This is a genomic window from Rhodococcus sp. NPDC004095 (assembly GCF_053604015.1).
In genome coordinates, this window is record NZ_JBSGGS010000007.1 from 46,052 (window position 1) to 63,657 (window position 17,606).

At 67.7% G+C, this 17,606-nt stretch carries 17 protein-coding genes; 10 read left to right on the forward strand and 7 right to left on the reverse strand.

What is annotated here, in order from left to right; translation table 11 throughout:
• Positions 1–103 precede the first annotated feature (103 nt).
• Both ACWEPG_RS14990 and ACWEPG_RS14995 read right to left on the reverse strand, forming a co-directional pair.
• On the reverse strand, positions 104–892 hold the full coding sequence (locus ACWEPG_RS14990; RefSeq protein ID WP_452594710.1) for an enoyl-CoA hydratase/isomerase family protein: 789 nt from the start codon (positions 890–892) through the stop codon (positions 104–106).
• Positions 889–2,319, reverse strand: a complete 1,431-nt coding sequence (locus ACWEPG_RS14995) for an acyl-CoA synthetase (protein WP_452594711.1) — start codon at positions 2,317–2,319, stop codon at positions 889–891. The genes ACWEPG_RS14990 and ACWEPG_RS14995 overlap by 4 nt, the downstream gene beginning before the upstream one ends.
• 141 nt (positions 2,320–2,460) lie before the next feature.
• Here ACWEPG_RS14995 and ACWEPG_RS15000 point away from each other — a divergent pair, with 141 nt between their 5' ends.
• A complete protein-coding gene (locus ACWEPG_RS15000) occupies positions 2,461–3,198 on the forward strand; it encodes an IclR family transcriptional regulator (RefSeq protein ID WP_450112419.1) in 738 nt (245 codons plus the stop codon).
• 79 nt (positions 3,199–3,277) lie between these two features.
• Here the strand turns inward: ACWEPG_RS15000 and ACWEPG_RS15005 are convergent, their stop codons facing one another.
• Complete coding sequence (locus ACWEPG_RS15005) at positions 3,278–3,868, reverse strand: helix-turn-helix domain-containing protein (RefSeq protein WP_450112418.1); 591 nt, start codon at positions 3,866–3,868, stop codon at positions 3,278–3,280.
• A 271-nt stretch (positions 3,869–4,139) separates the two neighbouring features.
• On the opposite strand from ACWEPG_RS15005, the gene ACWEPG_RS15010 reads away from it, so the two are divergent.
• The 8 genes from ACWEPG_RS15010 to ACWEPG_RS15045 are packed head-to-tail and all read left to right on the forward strand — an operon-like array spanning position 4,140 to position 13,131.
• On the forward strand, positions 4,140–5,333 hold the full coding sequence (locus ACWEPG_RS15010; RefSeq protein WP_450112417.1) for a Rieske 2Fe-2S domain-containing protein: 1,194 nt from the start codon (positions 4,140–4,142) through the stop codon (positions 5,331–5,333).
• Positions 5,334–5,335: 2 nt separating this feature from the next.
• A complete protein-coding gene (locus tag ACWEPG_RS15015; protein ID WP_450112416.1) occupies positions 5,336–6,388 on the forward strand; it encodes an FAD-binding oxidoreductase in 1,053 nt (350 codons plus the stop codon).
• Between the two features lie 53 nt (positions 6,389–6,441).
• On the forward strand, positions 6,442–7,320 hold the full coding sequence (locus ACWEPG_RS15020) for a VOC family protein (protein ID WP_450133263.1): 879 nt from the start codon (positions 6,442–6,444) through the stop codon (positions 7,318–7,320).
• 5 nt (positions 7,321–7,325) lie between these two features.
• Positions 7,326–8,645: an amidase gene (locus ACWEPG_RS15025; protein WP_450112414.1), complete on the forward strand. Its 1,320-nt coding sequence runs from the start codon at positions 7,326–7,328 to the stop codon at positions 8,643–8,645.
• On the forward strand, positions 8,638–9,972 hold the full coding sequence (locus ACWEPG_RS15030) for a M20 family metallopeptidase (protein WP_450133261.1): 1,335 nt from the start codon (positions 8,638–8,640) through the stop codon (positions 9,970–9,972). Before ACWEPG_RS15025 ends, ACWEPG_RS15030 begins: the two co-directional genes overlap by 8 nt.
• On the forward strand, positions 9,969–10,724 hold the full coding sequence (locus tag ACWEPG_RS15035; RefSeq protein ID WP_450133260.1) for an aspartate/glutamate racemase family protein: 756 nt from the start codon (positions 9,969–9,971) through the stop codon (positions 10,722–10,724). Before ACWEPG_RS15030 ends, ACWEPG_RS15035 begins: the two co-directional genes overlap by 4 nt.
• Before the next feature lie 8 nt (positions 10,725–10,732).
• Positions 10,733–11,587, forward strand: a complete 855-nt coding sequence (locus ACWEPG_RS15040; RefSeq protein ID WP_450112411.1) for an alpha/beta fold hydrolase — start codon at positions 10,733–10,735, stop codon at positions 11,585–11,587.
• A complete protein-coding gene (locus tag ACWEPG_RS15045; RefSeq protein ID WP_450112410.1) occupies positions 11,584–13,131 on the forward strand; it encodes a flavin-containing monooxygenase in 1,548 nt (515 codons plus the stop codon). The genes ACWEPG_RS15040 and ACWEPG_RS15045 overlap by 4 nt, the downstream gene beginning before the upstream one ends.
• Positions 13,132–13,194: 63 nt before the next feature.
• On the opposite strand, the gene ACWEPG_RS15050 is transcribed toward ACWEPG_RS15045, so the two are convergent.
• From ACWEPG_RS15050 to ACWEPG_RS15060, 3 genes are read right to left on the reverse strand one after another with little or no spacing between them, the layout of a single operon-like run.
• Positions 13,195–14,391, reverse strand: coding sequence for an acetyl-CoA C-acetyltransferase (locus tag ACWEPG_RS15050; RefSeq protein WP_452594712.1), 1,197 nt, complete (start codon positions 14,389–14,391; stop codon positions 13,195–13,197).
• A gap of 29 nt (positions 14,392–14,420) precedes the next feature.
• Positions 14,421–15,074: a 3-oxoacid CoA-transferase subunit B gene (locus ACWEPG_RS15055; RefSeq protein WP_450112408.1), complete on the reverse strand. Its 654-nt coding sequence runs from the start codon at positions 15,072–15,074 to the stop codon at positions 14,421–14,423.
• Positions 15,071–15,838, reverse strand: a complete 768-nt coding sequence (locus ACWEPG_RS15060) for a CoA transferase subunit A (RefSeq protein WP_450133257.1) — start codon at positions 15,836–15,838, stop codon at positions 15,071–15,073. Before ACWEPG_RS15060 ends, ACWEPG_RS15055 begins: the two co-directional genes overlap by 4 nt.
• A gap of 201 nt (positions 15,839–16,039) precedes the next feature.
• On the opposite strand from ACWEPG_RS15060, the gene ACWEPG_RS15065 reads away from it, so the two are divergent.
• Positions 16,040–16,810 (forward strand): IclR family transcriptional regulator, encoded by a 771-nt coding sequence (locus ACWEPG_RS15065; protein ID WP_450112406.1) that lies wholly within the window; start codon positions 16,040–16,042, stop codon positions 16,808–16,810.
• A gap of 5 nt (positions 16,811–16,815) precedes the next feature.
• On the opposite strand, the gene ACWEPG_RS15070 is transcribed toward ACWEPG_RS15065, so the two are convergent.
• Positions 16,816–17,463, reverse strand: coding sequence for a helix-turn-helix domain-containing protein (locus ACWEPG_RS15070; RefSeq protein ID WP_450112405.1), 648 nt, complete (start codon positions 17,461–17,463; stop codon positions 16,816–16,818).
• Positions 17,464–17,606: the final 143 nt, after the last annotated feature.

A 17,606-nucleotide genomic window follows, 5' to 3' on the forward strand; every position in this document is an offset into this window, starting at 1 on the left:
GTTCGGGGCCGAGTGCACGAAGACCCCCGGTGTCGCGCACCCTCCTCCGCCGCGACACCGGGGGTCTTTCGTTGGCTGCCTTACATCTTGAGGAGGCGGACGATCAGGGCGCCGCCGCGGACCTCGTGAACTGTGGGGTGCTGCCGGTGAGAAAGGCGTCGAGACCGATGTGGAGATCGGGGTTGCGGACACTGGCCCAGCGGTGTTCGAGTTCGGGCTCGATTCCCTCGGCTGCCGCGGCGTCGATCATCTCCTTGGCCGCCCGCTGGGTGATCGAGGACCGAGTTGCGATCGTGGCTGCCAGCGCGGCCGCGCGCGAACGGAGAAATTCTCCGGGCACGACTTCCGAGATCAGTCCCACCCGCAGCGCGGTCGCGGAATCCACTCGGTCGCCGGTGATCACCAAGCGTTTGGCGGTGGCGGGCCCGAGCGTGCGGACCAATCTCGTGATCGTCCGGGGCGGGTAGATCACGCCGAGCCTTGCCGGTGTCACCGCGAACTCGGCGTCCTCCGCAGCGATGCGTATGTCGCACGCCAATGCGAGCTGTGCGCCGCCGCCGATGCAGTAGCCGGAGACGACCGCGACCGTCGGTTTGGGGAAGGCCGCCAGAGTCTCTTCCGCATCGGTGACCCGGTCTTCCATCCGAATTCCGGATCTCCTTGCCGACCTCAGCTCGCGAATGTCCATTCCGGCACAGAAATGGGGCCCGGAACCGGTCACGACGAGCACGGACACCGCGGGATCATCGGCCAGACACGCCAGAGCGTTCGTCAACTCGGAGAGCATCTGCCCGGTCAGTGCGTTGCATCGGCGGGGATGGTCGATCGTGAGGACCGCAACGTCCTGATCGATGGCGATCCTGATCCGGCCGGGACACGCCGGCGTGGTCATCGACCCGCCTGGACGTCCTCGACGAGCAGCTTCTTCTGGACCTTGCCCATTGCGTTGCGCGGCAGGACGTCCACGACGCGAATCTCGCGTGGGCGTTTGTGGATCGACAGTGTCTGTGCGACGAAGTTCGACAGCTCGCGATGGTCGTGGCAGTCGCCGACGACGTACGCAACGATCCGCTGTCCGAGGTCGTCGTCCGGTACGCCGACGACTGCGGCCTCGCTGATGCCGGGATGATTCAGCAGTGCCTGCTCGACCTCCCCCGCACCGATCCGGTAGCCGCCCGACTTGATCATGTCGATCGACTCCCGCCCGACGATGCGGTGGAAGCCCTGCTCGTCGACGACGGCGATGTCCCCTGTCTTGAACCACCCGTCGTCGGTCATCGACTCTGCGGTCTTCTCGGGGTTGTCCAGGTATCCGTCGAAGAGGGTCGGACCCGTGATCTCCAACTGCCCAAGGGTTTCTCCGTCGTTCGGTACCGGGTTGCCCGCCTGATCTCGCAGCCGGCTCGCCACGCCCCCGATCGGGAGTCCCACCCAGCCGGGTCGCCTCTCGCCGTCGAACCGTGTGCTGAGCGTGATGATGGTCTCGCTCATTCCGTAGCGCTCGACCGGAGCGGATCCGGTGAGCGACAACATGCGCTCGAAGACGGGCACTGGCAGGGGAGCGCTGCCCGAGACGAGGAGTCGGGCAGAGCCGAGGGCACGGGCGGCAGACTCGTCGGCGCACACCCGGGACCACACGGTGGGAACGCCGAAGTACAACGAACCGCCAGCTGCCGCATATCCTTCCGGTGTGGGTCGCACGGTGTGCACGAGCGGTGAGCCGTGTCGGAGCGCGCCCACGACGCCGAGGATGAGTCCGTGCACGTGGAACAGTGGAAGCCCGTGAACGAGGGTGTCGTGGGGCCCCCAGTCCCAGGCCTCGGCCAGTCCGTCAAGCCCCGCCGCCACTGCCGAGCGAGAGAGCACGACACCCTTCGGGGCCCCGGTGGTGCCCGAGGTGTACATGATCATCGCGGCGGTTCCGGGATCGGGCTCGAGGTGCGTCGATCCGGATCGAGCACGCGCGTCGACCGGGACGAGGGGGAGGGTGACGTCCGAGCGCTCGGCGCCGAGCCACAACTGCGCGTTCGAATCTTTCAGGATGTGGTTCCGTTCGGCCGGACCCGAGTCCGGTGGCACCGGTACCGCGGTCACACCCGTCATCAGGCACGCGGTCGTCGCAATCACTGTCTCGATGCTCGCCGTGGCGTCGATGGCAACTCTTGTGGCGCCGGTGATTTCGTCTGCCACGGCGGATGCCGCTGCGATCAGTTCGGACCTGGTGAGTGCGTCGTCTCCGACACGGACGGCGCAGCGATCCTCGGCGCCGTTGCCGGGATCGAGAGATGTCAGCAGCGGCCCGGGTATGAGGGTGGTCATCGGTGAAGGTCCCTTCTGAAGTCCTTACCGGACGGTCTCGGTCATATCGGTCCGCATAGTGGACCGATGTGCTACATTGTGGTCCGGCTAACGTATAGCCCGTGGTGCTCGCAGTCAACCGACGCGTGTGAAAGGTCTTGAATGAACAGTGTTCTCACCGCGATCCGGGTGTTCGAGGAGGTCGCGGCCGCGCAGCCCGTCGGGCTGTCGGAGCTGAGCAAGCGCCTCGACGTGCCCAAGAGCACGGTTCAGCGATGCCTCAAGACCCTGGCCGACGCAGGCTGGTTGCGGCCCGCGACGAACGACGCGGGACGGTGGGTGATCACCGGCCGCGCCTTCAGTGTGGGCAGTGCGATGTCGGCCGGCGACGACCTGCGCGACGTGGCGCTCCCCGAGCTGAGCCGGTTGCAGGTCGCGACCGGTGAGACCGTCCACTTGGCGGTTCCGGACGGAAGCGAGCTGGTGCTGATCGAGCGCCTCGACAGCGCGCACCAGCTTCGGGCGTTCCTTCCGTTGGGAACCCGGCTTCCTCTGCATGCGGCGTCCACGGGCAAGGCCTACCTCGCATCGCTTCCGGACACCCAGGTCGAGGAGTTCCTGTCGACCGAACTCGCTCAGCTGACCGATCGCACGGTGACCGATCCGGCGGTGCTCCGCCGGGAGATCGCCGATATCCGAAGCCGCGGGTACGCGGTGACCGATCAGGGACTGCACGACGGGATCGCCGCCGTCGCGGTCGCCCTGCGCGGGCGAGGTGGAGCCGTGCGCGGCTGTTTCAGCGTCTCCGGTCCCGCCTCACGCCTGACCGCGGATCTCTATCGGGAGTACGGCGAGAAGGCGCTGGCCGTGCGGGACGCGATCGAGCGCTTCCTGTCCTGAAGGCGAGTCGGGCCAGGACCGGGTCCGCTTGGATCGCGGGCGGCTCTGTCCGGCGGTGTTCGCCGGCTGAGCAGCGGCTTCAGCCTGCGGTCTCGTCGTCGGGCAATGGCTCGAACAGAACCGCGGTGTTGATGGTGGCGAGCTCGCGGCTGGCCGCCTCGTAGAGACCGGTGAGCACCTGCATCGACCGGACCGCGTGGTGCATCTTGGTCGTGATGTCGCTCAGTTCCTCGAGATTGGACACCAGGGTCTGGCGGCGCAACTGCGCATAGCGGTCGGTGATCTCGCGGCCCTTCGCGGTCACCGTGAAGACGGACGCGGCGCCGGACTTGGTGCGCTCGAGAAGTCCCATGCTGACCAGCTTGCGCAAGTTGTACTGCAGATTCGGCAGGTCATCGCGATTGGTCAGCTGCGCGATGGTGGCGGTGTCCTTCGACCGCTCCTGCATTCGAACGACGTGTAGCGCAACCACCTCGTTGAAACCCAGGTCGAGGTCCGCTGCGACGCGGATCGCCTGGACCGCGAACCGTTGGAAACCGCTCTCCACCTGCAGGAGCGCGAACTCGAATGCGGTGAGCCCCTCCTCGTAGGCGTTCTCCGCGAGGTGCCAGCGCCGTCCTGGCGCCAGCGATTCGGGCTCTCCGGACGGCTGGGGGTCGGTGGGGCTCATGTCCTCTTTCGCTGTTCCTCGACGGACGACCTGGCGCGGGCGCGAACCGCAAGGAGCGATATGCGCTGGGTGCACGGTATCAGGAGGAGTCCATCGAAGTTCCATAAAAAATCTATTGACAGTCCATGGACAACTGATAGTGTGACTCGCAACACCCAAGGTGTTTCGACTTCTCCAGAACTTGCGGCCCACAGCCCGGGCCTTCGCGCAGCTGGTCCCATCCCCGCAGCTGAACAGCCCATTCACTCAGACCACAACGGAGGTCTCTTCGATGACCGGTTCTTCTTACAGCGGCTCGTCCGCCGGCGTGACCCGGCAGTACGCGCCCTACGTCAAAGCCGACTGGGGCTACGCCAACCACTGGTACCCCGCACTGCTGTCCGGCGAACTCGAGGACGGCACCGTCAAGGGCATCACGATCGGCGGCCACGACATCGCCGTGCGCCGTTCGGCGGGCAAGGCGTACGCCGTGTCGGACCGCTGCATCCACCGCGGCGTGAAGCTGTCCGCCAAGCCGATGTGCCTGTCGGAGGGCACGATCACCTGCTGGTACCACGGATTCACGTACGGCCTCGAGGATGGCAGCCTCACCACGATCGTCGGCAACCCCGACGACTCGCTGATCGGCAATGCCGGCATCCGCACGTACCCCGTCGAAGAGGTGAACGGGATCATCTACGTGTTCGTCGGGGACGAGGACTACGGCACTCCGCCGCCGCTCGGCAGCGACCTGCCGGCACCGGTCACCAACGACCCCAATGACAATCCTGTGCCGCATCTGCTGGACCAGGGCATCGTGATCCGCGGTATCCACCGCAAGCTGGTGGGCAACTGGCGCCTGGCCGCGGAGAACGGTCTCGATCCGGGGCACCTTCTCGTGCACTGGGACAACCAGATCCTGGTGGCGCTCGACCGGGCCCTGCCCCTCGGCGTCAACGCCCTCACCGACTCGGCCACCGAGGAGATCGACATCCCGGACGGTCCCAAGGGCGTGATGAACCGCTACGACCGCCCGGACCTCTACAAGCCGTGCCTCGACAACCCGAAGGTCAACATGAAGGCGCGCGGCACGGTGCCGCACTACTTCCGCACCTCGCTGTGGGTGCCCGGCGTCCTGATGGTGGAGCACTGGCCGATCACCGACCACGTGCAGTACGAGTTCTACGTCCCGATCGACGACCATCACCACGAGTACTGGGAGATCATCGCGACCCGCGCGACCACCGACGAGGAGATCGCCGAGTTCAACTTCAAGTACGACAACTTCATGCTGCCGCTCGCGCTCGAAGGCTTCAACAACAGCGACGTCTTCGCCCGCGAGGCGACCGAGGAGCACTACACCCGGTTCGACGGCTGGAACAACGAGATGCTCTGCGACATGGACTATTCCATCATTGCCTGGCGCAAGATGGCAGCGCGGCACCCGCGTGGCTACTTCGAGTCGCCCTTCCAGGACGAGGACTGACCATGTCCATCGCCCCGACCGACGCAGTTCCGGAGTGCGCAGTGACCACGAACAACGTCCACCTGAAGTTCACGGACGGCACGAAGACAGTTCCGGTGCCGGCAGGCACCACGATTCTCGAAGCAGCGAACGCGGTCGGTGTCCGGCTGGTGAGTCAGTGCACGATCGGTACCTGCGGAACCTGCGTCGGTCGGGTCGCCTGCGGTGAAGTGGTGATGCCCGAGGGTCGGGTCTACTCGTTGCGGCAGGACGAGTTGGACGCCGGACACCGACTGCTGTGTCAGTCGCACGCGTTCGCGGACTCCGAAGTGGAACTGGACTACCCGGCGTCGATGCTCGACGAGTACCCGGTGATCGTCACCACCGCCAAGGTGGGCGCCATTACGTGGCTCGGTGAGAGCGTCGTCGAGCTGCAGCTCAAACTCCCCAAGTCGGTGCGCTTTTCGTTCCGGGCCGGGCAGTACGTGCGGATGCGTGTTCCCGGCACCGACGAATGGCGCTCCTACTCGATGGCGTCCGGTGAGCGCGACCGGAAGAAGCTGACGTTCACGATTCGGGTGCTCCCGTCCGGCGCGATGTCGGATTACCTCCGCGGCGGTGCCGCAACCGGCGACCGGATCGAAATCGAGGGACCGATCGGAGGATTCGGGCTCGCGGACGATCCGGGACCGACCCTGATGATCGCCGGCGGCACCGGGCTGGCCCCGATGCTGTCGATGCTGGAGACACTGCAGACCGCGCGCGACGATCACCCGATCCGCCTCGTCTTCGGCTGCACGCGTGGGGCCGACCTGTTCCACCTCGACGAACTCGACGCCCGCCGCAGCTTCATGCGCAACCTGGCGGTCCGGGTGGTCGTCGACGAACCCGTCGAGATCCCCGACATCCTGGTCGGGAATCCGGTCAGCGTCCTGACCGCCGCCGACGTCGCGCACCCACAGACGGCCGCGTACCTGTGCGGGCCGCCGGCGATGCTGCAGGCCGCCGAACAGCGGCTGCTCGAACTCGGAATGCCGGCTGAGCGTATCCACGCCGAGCAGTTCCTTCCCAGCTAGATCGTGATTGAACTGCGCGGCGACGCGGTTCGACTTCCGAACAGAGGCAAGAGATGAGTATTTCGCGACTGGGCGCTCTGAGCGTCGACGTCACGGACCTGGAGGCTTGGCGCCGAGTGTTGGTCGACCTCCTGGGTCTGCATGCACGATCCCGTGAGTCCGATCAGGATCCGCTGTTGATCCGCATCGACGACCACCATCATCGAATCGCGCTGTACCCCGCGACCGAGGATCGGATCCGGACGATCACGTGGGAGGTCGACAGCCTCGACGAACTCCGCGCGATCGCGGACCGTGTCGGCGCCGAGGGCCTTGCCGTGGAGTGGCTCGACACGGGTGCGCCGGAGGAACGGATGGCGGTGGCGGCCTTCCGATTCGTCGACGCCGACGGGTTCCCGAACGAGGTCTGCTTCGGTCCGACGATCGATCACCTCCCGTTGGCGCAGGGCGGCGTGATCGGTGGTTTCGTCACCGGTGAGCTCGGCCTGGGGCACGTGGTCCTGATGTGCAAGGACTACCCGAAGGCGGTTGACTTCTACACCCGCGTCCTCGGCTTCCGGTTGACCGACTACATCGTGTGGGACGGTGCGGATGCCACCTTCCTGCACTGCAATCCGCGGCACCACAGCCTGGCGCTGATGAACGAGTGCTTCAGTTTCACGGGCGGGGACTTCAACCACCTGATGCTCGAGGTGACATCGATCGATGATGTCGGGCGCGCATACGACATCATCAACGAGGCCGCCATCGCGCTGCAGATGACCTTCGGCCGGCACACCAACGACGGTGTGACGTCCTTCTACCTGCGTACCCCCTCCGGATTCGCCATCGAGATCGGCTACGGCGGCGAGCTCGTCGGCTCCGACGACTGGGAGGTCAAGACCTTCCGCTCGCCGTCCCGCTGGGGCCACGAGCCGCAGAAGGCGGAGTGAACGGGATGTCAGTCGTCTCCTCTCCCTTCGCGGACATCCTGGCCGACGAGAATCTCAGTTCCGCCGCGGTGGAACACTGCCTCGAGCGGATCGGTGCCCGCGACCACGCGATCAAGGCGTGGGCCCACCTGGATCCCGATCTGGCGCTGGAGCAGGCCCGGTCCCGCGACGCCGAGCCGCGGCGCTCGGCACTGCACGGGATCCCGTTCGGCCTCAAGGACATCATCGAGACCGGGGACCAGCCAACCGGCTACGGCTCCGAGCTGTGGGCGGGATGGCGCCCGGAACGGGACGCCGAAGTGGTGCGACGCCTGCGCCGGGACGGGGCCGTCGTCCTGGGGAAGACGACCACCACCGAGTTCGCCACCTACCGTCCGACGCAGACCCGGAACCCGCACGGGCTGGGTCACACTCCCGGCGGCTCGTCGAGCGGTTCGGCCGCCGCGGTGGCGGACGGCCAGGTGCCGCTGGCTCTCGGCACGCAGACCGCCGGTTCGGTGCTGCGCCCCGGCTCGTTCTGTGGCGTGTTCACCCTGAAACCGACGTACGGCCGGTGGCCGTTCGACGGCGTGCTGCCCGTGGCGCTCACCTTCGACACCGTCGGCGGATTCGCCCGCCATCCCGCATGGCTGGGAGCGCTGGACGAGTCGCTGGCGTCGGACGGAGCGCACACCCCGCACTCGGTGATCCTGCCGGCGCTGCGCGACATGCGGGTGGGTGTGCTGCGCCCGCCGTGGGCGGACCGTGCGACCCCCGCCGCTGCGAGCATGCTCGAGGAGTTCCGTTCGGGCATGGGCGAAGTGGTGTCGAACGTCCGTGACATCGAGGTACCGGCGGAGCTGGCGGACCTCGACGAGGCACACACGCTCATCATGGCGGCCGAGGCGTCCGCGGCGCTCGCCGATCGGATCCACCGTTCGCGTCCGGAACGGATCAGCGACCAGTTGCACGCCTTCCTCCTCGCCGGACGAACCGCGCCGGCGAGCGAGATCCAGCGGGCGCGTCGGGTGCTGCGCTCCGCGCGAGCGTTCGTGGACCGGGCCCTCGCGGAAGTAGACCTGCTGCTGACGCTCGCCGCGCCAGGGGAGGCGCCGGCGGGTCTGACGAGCACCGGCGATCCCGTGTTCAACAAGCTGGCCAGCGTGAGCGGCTGTCCCGCAGTCGGACTGCCCACCGGGCGCGGCGCATACGGGCTGCCGCTCGGGATCCAGCTCATCGCACCGGCACACGCCGACCAGGCGCTGATTCGGGTGGCCACCAGCCTCACCGACAGCGTCGGACTGGCGGAGCGCCCGGAAGTACCGGAGGAGATCGAACGTGACTGAGCCGGAGACGACCGTACGACTGCCACTCGACGACACGCGTCGGGAGATGTACGAGCAGGTCTGCTCGAAGCTGGATCAGGACCGGTTCCGTGACCTGCTGGTCGACCTGATCGACATCCACAGCCCGACGGGCCGGGAGCGGGCCGCGTCCGAGTTCATGGCGACCCACCTCCGGGACCGGGTCGGGATCGACGCGCGATACCAGGCGGTGTCGGAGCACACGGGCAACGCCGTCGGTGAACTGGCCGGAACGGGCGGAGGGAGCCGCCTGCTGCTGTACGCGCCCATCGACACCCACATCGACCCCGAGGCGGACGTGCCGTGGGTGGGGAAGTCGTTGCGCCCCGACATGGTTCCCCAGGCGAAGGTCGACGGCGATCTCGTGATCGGACTGGGCGCCTCCAACCCGAAGTGCATGGTTGCCGGACTCACCGAGGTGATGAACGCGGTCGTCGACGCGGACATACCTTTGGTCGGCGACCTCGCGATCGGATTTGCAGGCGGCGGCATGCCGGTGACGATGAGCAACCGCGACCACGTGGGGATGAGCAGCGGCGTGTTCCACATGCTCACGCACGGCATGATGCCGGACCACGCGATCGTGCTGAAGCCGTGGTGGGCGGTGTACCCCGAGGAACCGGGAATGTGCTGGTTCAAGGTTTCGGTGCGCGGCACCTTCGGCTACGCGGGTATCACCCGCGGCACGGACGGTTTCCGCTCGTCGATCGTCCCGGCCGCGACCGTGATTCAGGAGATCGAGCAGTGGCTTCCGGAGTACACCGCACGGAACACCTCGGGATCCACCCTGCCCGAGGGCTGGATCTCGGCGGTGCGCTCCGGCAGTCCGGACAAGCCGGCGTTTCCATCGGCCACCACGGAGATCTACCTCGACGTCCGGGTCAACCCGCGGGTCACGCCCGCCGATGTCCGTCACCAGTTCGCGGAGATGATCGCCGGTGTGCGGTGTCGTCACCCGGACATCGAACTGGACTGGGAGATGTACGGGTCCCTCCCCGGAGGCATGACCGACACCGCGAACTGGATCATCCAGTCCTGCCGCCGTGGGTGGGAGGAGGTCGAGGGGCGTCCTTACGAGACGACTCCGCTGCTGGGTGGGCAGACGGACGGCACGCTCATCCGCCGTCTCGGAATTCCTTGTGCTCGAATCGGTTACCCGTGGCCGCCCGCTACCGCCCCCGACGAACTGAACGAGGGGCTGGGCGGCATGGGTGTTGCATCGGTGTCCGACGTGATGACAGCGACCCGAGCGGTCGCGTATGCCGTCGTCGACACCCTCACTCGTACCAGAGAGGAACTCGAACTGTGAAGCGTGTACTCAACATCGTCCCCGTACCGGTCCCTCCGGAGGCATTGGATGCGTTCGCCTCCCAGCTCTCCGGCGACTTCGTGCACCCGGCGTTCGAGAACGTATTCGTGTCGGCGCGGGCGGGCGGCGGTGCGCTCGACAGCGCGTACGAGACGACCCTCGCGGACGCCTTCGTGCTCGACGCCGGATGCAGAGCGGAGGAGCAGGGATACGCCGGCGTGTGTGTCAACTCGATGAGCGATTCCGCGCTCGCGGCCCTGCGGTCCAGGTTGACGATCCCGGTCGTCGCGCCGAGCCAGGCCACGATGCTGCTCGCGTGCCTGCTCGGCAAGCGATTCTCGGTCGTGACGATGTGGCCGCAGTGGCACGAGCTGTACCACAAGGCCGCCCGCGAGAACGGGCTGACCGGTCGCATGGCATCGGTGCGCGACATCGGTGTGCGCCCCGACGCCGCCGAATTGCTCGCCGGCAAGGAGGAATTCGTCTTCGCCGCGCTCGAACGCGAGGCGCGGGCCGCGGTGGAGGAAGACGGCGCCGACGTGATCGTCCTCGGCTCGACGACGATGCACCAGAGTCACGCTCATCTGTCGTCCGTACTGGACGTTCCCGTCCTCAATCCCGGTGTCGTGGCCTACAAGATGTGCGAGATGCTCGTGCAGACCGACCTCGCGCACAGCAAGCGCGCCTACCCCTCGCCCGAACGACCGCAGGACGACCTCCTGTCGGCCGTGGCGTCCGTCTTCCAGAACTAGGAGTCGAGATGACAACCGTGATCAATCCCGAGGTCGGGAAGAGCCTGCGGACCGGATCGTTCGACACCAACTACCACGACGTCGGCACTGGTGATCCCGTGCTGTTGCTGCACGGGTCCGGCGCGGGCGTGTCGGCCTGGGCCAACTGGCGTGGTCTGATTCCCGTTCTCGCAGAGAACTTCCGGGTGATCGCACCGGACCTGGTCGGGTTCGGATACACCTCGCTGCCCGAACCGGCGCGGTTCGAGATCTTCGATACCTGGATCGACCAGGTCCTGGCGCTGCTCGACGGGCTGGACATCCCGAAGGTGCACGTGGTGGGCAACTCGTTCGGTGGCGGTCTGGCACTGCACCTCGCGACGCGGTTCCCGGACCGGCTCGGACGGATCGTCCTGATGGGGGCCGGCGGCGTGAAGTTCGACTTCACCCCGGAACTCGATGCGCTGTGGGGCTATGAGCCGTCGATCGAGAACATGAAGAAGATCATGGACATCATGGCGTACGACCGGTCTCTGGTGACCGACGAACTCGCCGAGCTGCGGTACCGCGCCACGATCCGGCCGGGCGCTCAGGAGGCGTTCGAGATGGTCTTCCCGGAGCCGCGGCAGCGCCACCTCGACGCCCAGATCGTGCCGGACGATGAGCTGGCGGGGATCGAGCACGAGGTACTCATCCTGCACGGCCGTGAAGACCGGGTCGTGCCGCTGGCGGCGTCCCAGCACATGTTCGACACCATCCCCAACTCGCAGCTGCACGTGTTCGGCAAGTGCGGACACTGGACGCAGATCGAACATGCGGCGCGCTTCCAGCAGCTCGTGAGCCAGTTCCTCGGAGAGGCGCTCGTGTCGGGGGAGGGGCGGTGAGCCCCAGCGGGTCACCCGGCGGATCCGCAGGGGATCCGATGCGGGTCGCGGTCATCGGGGCCGGCGTCGCTGGCCTGTCCTCGGCGAAGGTGCTCGGGCAGTTCGGCTTCGAGGTCACGGTGTACGACCGCACGCCGGACGTCGGCGGGGTATGGAGCGTCACCCGGCGCTACCCCGGTGTGACGACGCAGAACAACAAGGGCACCTACGCATTCTCGGACTACCCGATGCCGCGCGGGTATCCCGAGTGGCCCAGCGGCGAGCAGGTGCAGCAATACCTGGCCGGGTACGCCGAGCACTTCGGGTTGGTGCCGCACCTGCGCCTGGGCACCGAGGTGACCGCGGCTGTCCAGGACGAGGACACCGGGTTCTGGTCGGTGACATCCCGCGAGGTCGAGTCCGGCCGGGTCGATGAGCAGCGGTACGACCGTCTCGTGATCGCGAACGGGATCTTCTGCGACCCGTTCGTGCCCCCGTATCCCGGTGTCGACGACTACGAGCAGGCGGGCGGGCGGTTGTGTGCGGCGTCCGACTTCCATCGGCTCGAGGACGCCGCGGGCAGGGACGTACTGGTCGTGGGCTACGGAAAGTCCGCATGCGACGTCGCCGAGGCACTCAGCGAGGTCTCCGCCTCCATGACGGTCGTCGCCCGCGAAGTCACGTGGAAGATGCCGCGCAAGCTCGGGAACGTACTGAACTACAAGTACGTTCTGCTCACCCGACTGAGTGAGGGGCTCTTCGAGCACATCGACCAGCGTGGGTTCGGGCGGTTCCTCATCGGTCCCGGCCGCTTCCTGCGCAACGGTCTGCTCGGCGCCGTTCAGTCCGTCGCGCAGAAGCAGTTGCTCCTCGACCGGGTCGGGCTGGTGCCGGAGGGATCGTTCGAGCGAATCGTCCGACACGCGGTGAGCCTGGCGACCGAACAGTTCTACGAGAAGGTGGCGGACGGCACGATCGGTGTCCGACGAGGGACCGTCATCACTGCGCTGCACGAGAAGGACGGCAAGCCCGTGGCCGAGCTCAGCGACGGCACCGTGATTCCGGCGGATGTCATCGTGTGCGCCACCGGATTCCAGCAACGCGTACCGTTCCTGACCGAGGAGATGCAGGACAGGCTGACCGACGACGAGGGCAACTTCCAGCTGTACCGGCAGATTCTGCCGCTCGACGTCCCGAACCTGTACTTCGTCGGCTACGGGTCGTCGCTGTTCAGCCCGCTCAGCGCCGAGGCCGCCGCGCTGTGGGCGACCGACCACATGCTCGGTGGCACGCAGTTGCCGCCGCTCGAGGATCGGCGCGCCTTCGTGCGGACCCGGCTGGACTGGATGATCGAACGCAGCGAGGGCAAGCCCGCCCGCGGCACGAACATCATCCCGTTCTCGTTGCGACAGGTCGACGAGGTGCTCGACGAGATCGACGCGAACGTGGGGACGCTGACACGGACCGCGCAGTGGTTCCTGCCCGCCCGGCCGGCGTCGTACCGTCGAACCACCCGCGTGTTGATGCGCCGTCACGGCGTGACGGCGCCATCAACTCGACTGTAGAGCTCGGGGAGGCCCCGGTGTCGCGCACCTCCGCCGCGACACCGGGGCCTTTCGTTGTCTGCCTTACTTCTTGGGTACGCGGACGATGAGGGCGTCGCCCTGGCCGCCGCCGCCGCACAGTGCGGCCGCGCCGACGCCGCCGCCGCGGCGGGCCAGTTCGAGCGCCAGGTGCAGGGTGATGCGGGCGCCGGACATGCCGAGGGGGTGGCCGATGGCGATGGCGCCGCCGTTGACGTTGACCTTGGCGGGGTCGATGCCGAGTTCGCGGGTGGAGGCGATGCCGACGGCGGCGAACGCCTCGTTGATCTCGACCAGGTCGAGGTCCTTCGGGTCGATGCCCTCCCGCTCGCATGCCTTGGCGATGGCGTTGGCGGGCTGGGACTGCAGCGTCGAGTCCGGTCCGGCGACGACACCGGCCGCCCCGATCTCCGCGATCCAGTCCAGGCCCAGTTCCTGGGCCTTGGTCTTGGACATCACGACGACCGCCGCGGCACCGTCGGAGATCTGCGAGGCGGAGCCGGCGGTGACGGTGCCGTCCTTGGAGAAGGAGGGGCGCAGTCCGGCGAGGGACTCGGCGGTGGTGTCGGCGCGGATGCCCTCGTCCTCGGTGACGACGATCGGGTCGCCCTTGCGCTGCGGGATGGTCACCGGCACGACCTCGGTGTCGAACACCCCGTCCTTCCAGGCGCGGGCCGCGCGCTGGTGCGAGGCGGCGGCGAAGGCGTCCTGCTCCTCGCGGGAGACGAACTTCTCCCCGGCGTTGGCGGATTCGGTGAGGTTGCCCATCGGCTGGTCGGTGAAGATGTCGTGCAGGCCGTCGTAGGCCATGTGGTCGCGCAGGGTGACGTCGCCGTACTTGAAGCCCTGCCGGGACTTCTCGAGCATGTGCGGTGCGCGGGACATCGACTCCTGGCCGCCGGCGACGACGATGTCGAACTCGCCGGCGCGGATCAGCTGGTCGGCCATCGCGATGGCGTTGATGCCGGACAGGCACACCTTGTTGATCGTCAGCGCGGGCACGCTCATCGGGATGCCTGCTGCGACCGCGGCCTGGCGGGCGGGGATCTGCCCGGCACCGGCGGTGAGGACCTGGCCCATGATCACGTACTCGACCTGCTCGGGGGCGACCCCGGCCTTGTCGAGCGCGCCCTTGATCGCGATCCCACCGAGGTCCGATCCCGAGAAGTCCTTCAAGGAACCGAGCAATCGACCCACCGGGGTCCGGGATCCGGCGACGATGACCGAAACGTTGTCCGTCACGGATGTTTCCTTTCGAAAGTGCAGGTTGCTCAGACGAGTTCGGGCAGGCGGATGTCCAGCGGGGCGTCGGTCGCGGCGGTGACATCGTCGACCGTCACGCCGGGCGCCAACTCGACCAGCGCGAGGGTGCCGTCGCCGACCACGTCGATCACCGCGAGGTTGGTGATGATCCGGTTGACGACGCCCTGCCCGGTCAGCGGCAGGCTGCAGGACTCGACGATCTTCGCGCCGCCGTCACGGTCGGTGTGCTCCATGACCACGATGACGCGTCGTGCGCCGTGCACGAGGTCCATCGCGCCACCCATGCCCTTGACCATCTTGCCGGGCACCATCCAGTTGGCGAGGTCGCCGGTGGCCGACACCTGCATGCCGCCGAGGACCGCGGTGTCGATGTGGCCGCCGCGAATCATGCCGAACGACAACGCCGAATCGAAGAACGCGGCACCGGGATTGACGGTGACGGTCTCCTTGCCCGCGTTGATCAGGTCCGGGTCGACCGCGTCGTCGGTCGGGTACGGGCCGGTGCCGAGGATGCCGTTCTCCGAGTGCAGGGTCACCCGCACGTCGTCGGTCAGGTAGCCGGGGATCAGCGTCGGCAGGCCGATGCCGAGGTTGACGTACTCGCCGTCGATCATCTCCGCGGCCGCACGCGCGGCCATCTCGTCGCGGGTCCATCCGGTCATCGCGAGGCTCCTTCGGTCGCAGTCACGGTGCGCTTCTCGATGCGCTTGTTCTGGGGGCCGGTGTGCACGATCCGCTGGACGAACACGCCCGGCAGGTGCACCTGGGCCGGATCGAGCTCGCCGGCGGGGACGAGTTCCTCGACCTGCGCGATGGTGACCTTGCCCGCCATCGCCGCGAGGGGGTTGAAGTTCAGTGCGGTCTTGTCGAAGACCAGGTTGCCCGCGGTGTCGCCGCGGACGGCGTGCACGAGGGCGAAGTCGGCGGAGATGCCGTGTTCCATCACGTACCGCTTGCCGCCGAACTCGCGGGTCTCCTTGGGCGGGGACGCGACCGCGACGGAGCCGTCGGCGTCGTAGCGCCACGGCAGGCCGCCGTCGGCGACGGGGGTGCCGACACCGGCGGGGGTGAAGAACGCGGGAATGCCGGCACCGCCCGCACGGAGGCGCTCGGCGAGGGTGCCCTGTGGGGTCAGTTCGACCTCGAGTTCACCGGAGAGGTACTGGCGCGCGAATTCCTTGTTCTCGCCGACATACGAGGCGGTGACGCGGCTGATCTGCTTGGCGCCGAGGAGGATTCCGAGACCGTGGTCGTCGACGCCGCAGTTGTTGGAGAACACCTCGAGGTTGCCGACCCCGGACGCGCGGAGCGCATCGATCAGGGCGTCGGGAATCCCGCACAGCCCGAACCCTCCGACGGCGATCGTGGCGCCGTCGCCGATGTCGGCGACCGCTTCGGTCGTCGTGGCGAACACTGTCGTTCCCATCCCAGTCCTTCCACTCGGGTGGCATCCCGCGGTCCTGTCCTCGAATGGTGTTCATCCGGCGGACGTCGCGGGGACTTCCTCCTCGACACTTAAGTGCGCAGGTCGCAGGGGTTCAAGAGCAGATCGTGAATCGGACCAGAGTGCTCGTTTGGTGGACTGCTCCGAAACATGCGTTCACTGAGTGAACGTATGATCGGGGGCATGGAGGACACACTCAAGCCTCAGGTGATCCGTCGGGTCGGTGCCCTGCTGCGAGCCATCTCGGCGGTGGAGCCGGGCGGCGCGTCCACCTCCGACCTCGCCCGTGCCACGGACCTGGCCCGGCCCACCGCGCACCGGCTGCTGACCTCGCTGGCCGAGGAGGGGCTGGTCGACCGGGACCACAAGACGGGCCGGTGGTCGCTCGGGCCGGAGCTGTATCTGCTTGGGGCGCAGGCCGCGGGCCGCTACGACATCACCGACGTCGCCCGCGATATCCTGCGAGACCTGGCCCGCGAGACCGGGGAGAGCGCGTTCCTCTCGGCCCGGCGGGGCGACGAGACGGTGTGCATCGCCCGGGAAGAGGGCAGTTTCCCGCTGCGCTCACACGTCCTGCACGTCGGTATCCGGCTGCCGCTCGGGGTCGCGTCCGCGGGGCTGGTCATCCTGTCGCACCTGCCGGACCGGGAGATCGATGAGTACCTCGGCCGTCACGAGCTGACCGCCGCGTGGGGCTCCGACCACAGCTCCGAGGGCATTCGGGAGCGGATCGACGCCACCCGGCTGACCGGGTACTGCGTCAATCCCGGGCTGCTCGTCGAGGGCAGTTGGGGCATGGGCGCGGCCGTGTTCGACACCGCCGAGCAGCCCGCGTGGGCGCTGAGTCTGACCGGTGTGGAATCCCGGTTCCCGCTCGAACGGCGGAAGGAGCTCGGGGAACTGCTGCTGCGCCAGGCGCACCGGCTGACGCTGCGGCTGCGGCGGGGGCGCTGACGCCGTCAGCCCTGGTGGTTGTCCGGGTAGGCGGTCACGGCGAGGAATCGAATCGGCAACTCGACCAACTCGTTCGGCCCGTGCAGGCCCTCGCCGTCGAGGAGTAGAGCGTCCCCGGGGCGCAGCCGGTACTCGTTCTCGCCGTGGCCGTAGACCATCTCACCCTCGAGCATGTACAGCAGTTCGGTGCCCGGGTGTTGGAACAGCGGGAACACCTCGCTGGCGTTGTTCAGCGTCACCAGCACCGGCTCGAGTCGTTTGTGCTGCCCGCGCAGCGCCCCGAGCATCTCGTAGTGGTGACCGACCCGGGTGCCGCGGCCGACGATCTCGGCGCCCTGCCCGGCCGACGTGAACACCGCGTCCCGCGTCGAGTCCGCGCCGCGGAACAGGGACGTCACAGGCACGTCCAGGCCGGCGGCGAGCCGGGCGAGGGTCGAGAGGCTGCACGAGGTCTGCGCGTTCTCGATCTTCGAGAGCATTGCCTTCGAGATCCCGATCTTCGCGGCCATGTCGCCGACGGACAGCCCGCTCGCCAGCCGGAGCTTGCGGACCTGTTCGGCGATGACGCGTTCGAGGTCGACGCCGGTCGGGGTGTCCGCAGGCACCTCGCGCTGCGCGGTGTCGTGGTGCACGGGGCGCTTCGGGCTGGCCATCCACCCAGCCTAGCGGGGTGTTTCCCGGCAGTGGACACGGCGCGCTGCAAGCCGCAGTCGGCACGGCGCGCTGCAAGCCTTTCGGTGACGCTGTGTGCGATGAGTTCCGGCCGCTCGCGCGGTCCAACCCTCCAGAGGGACAC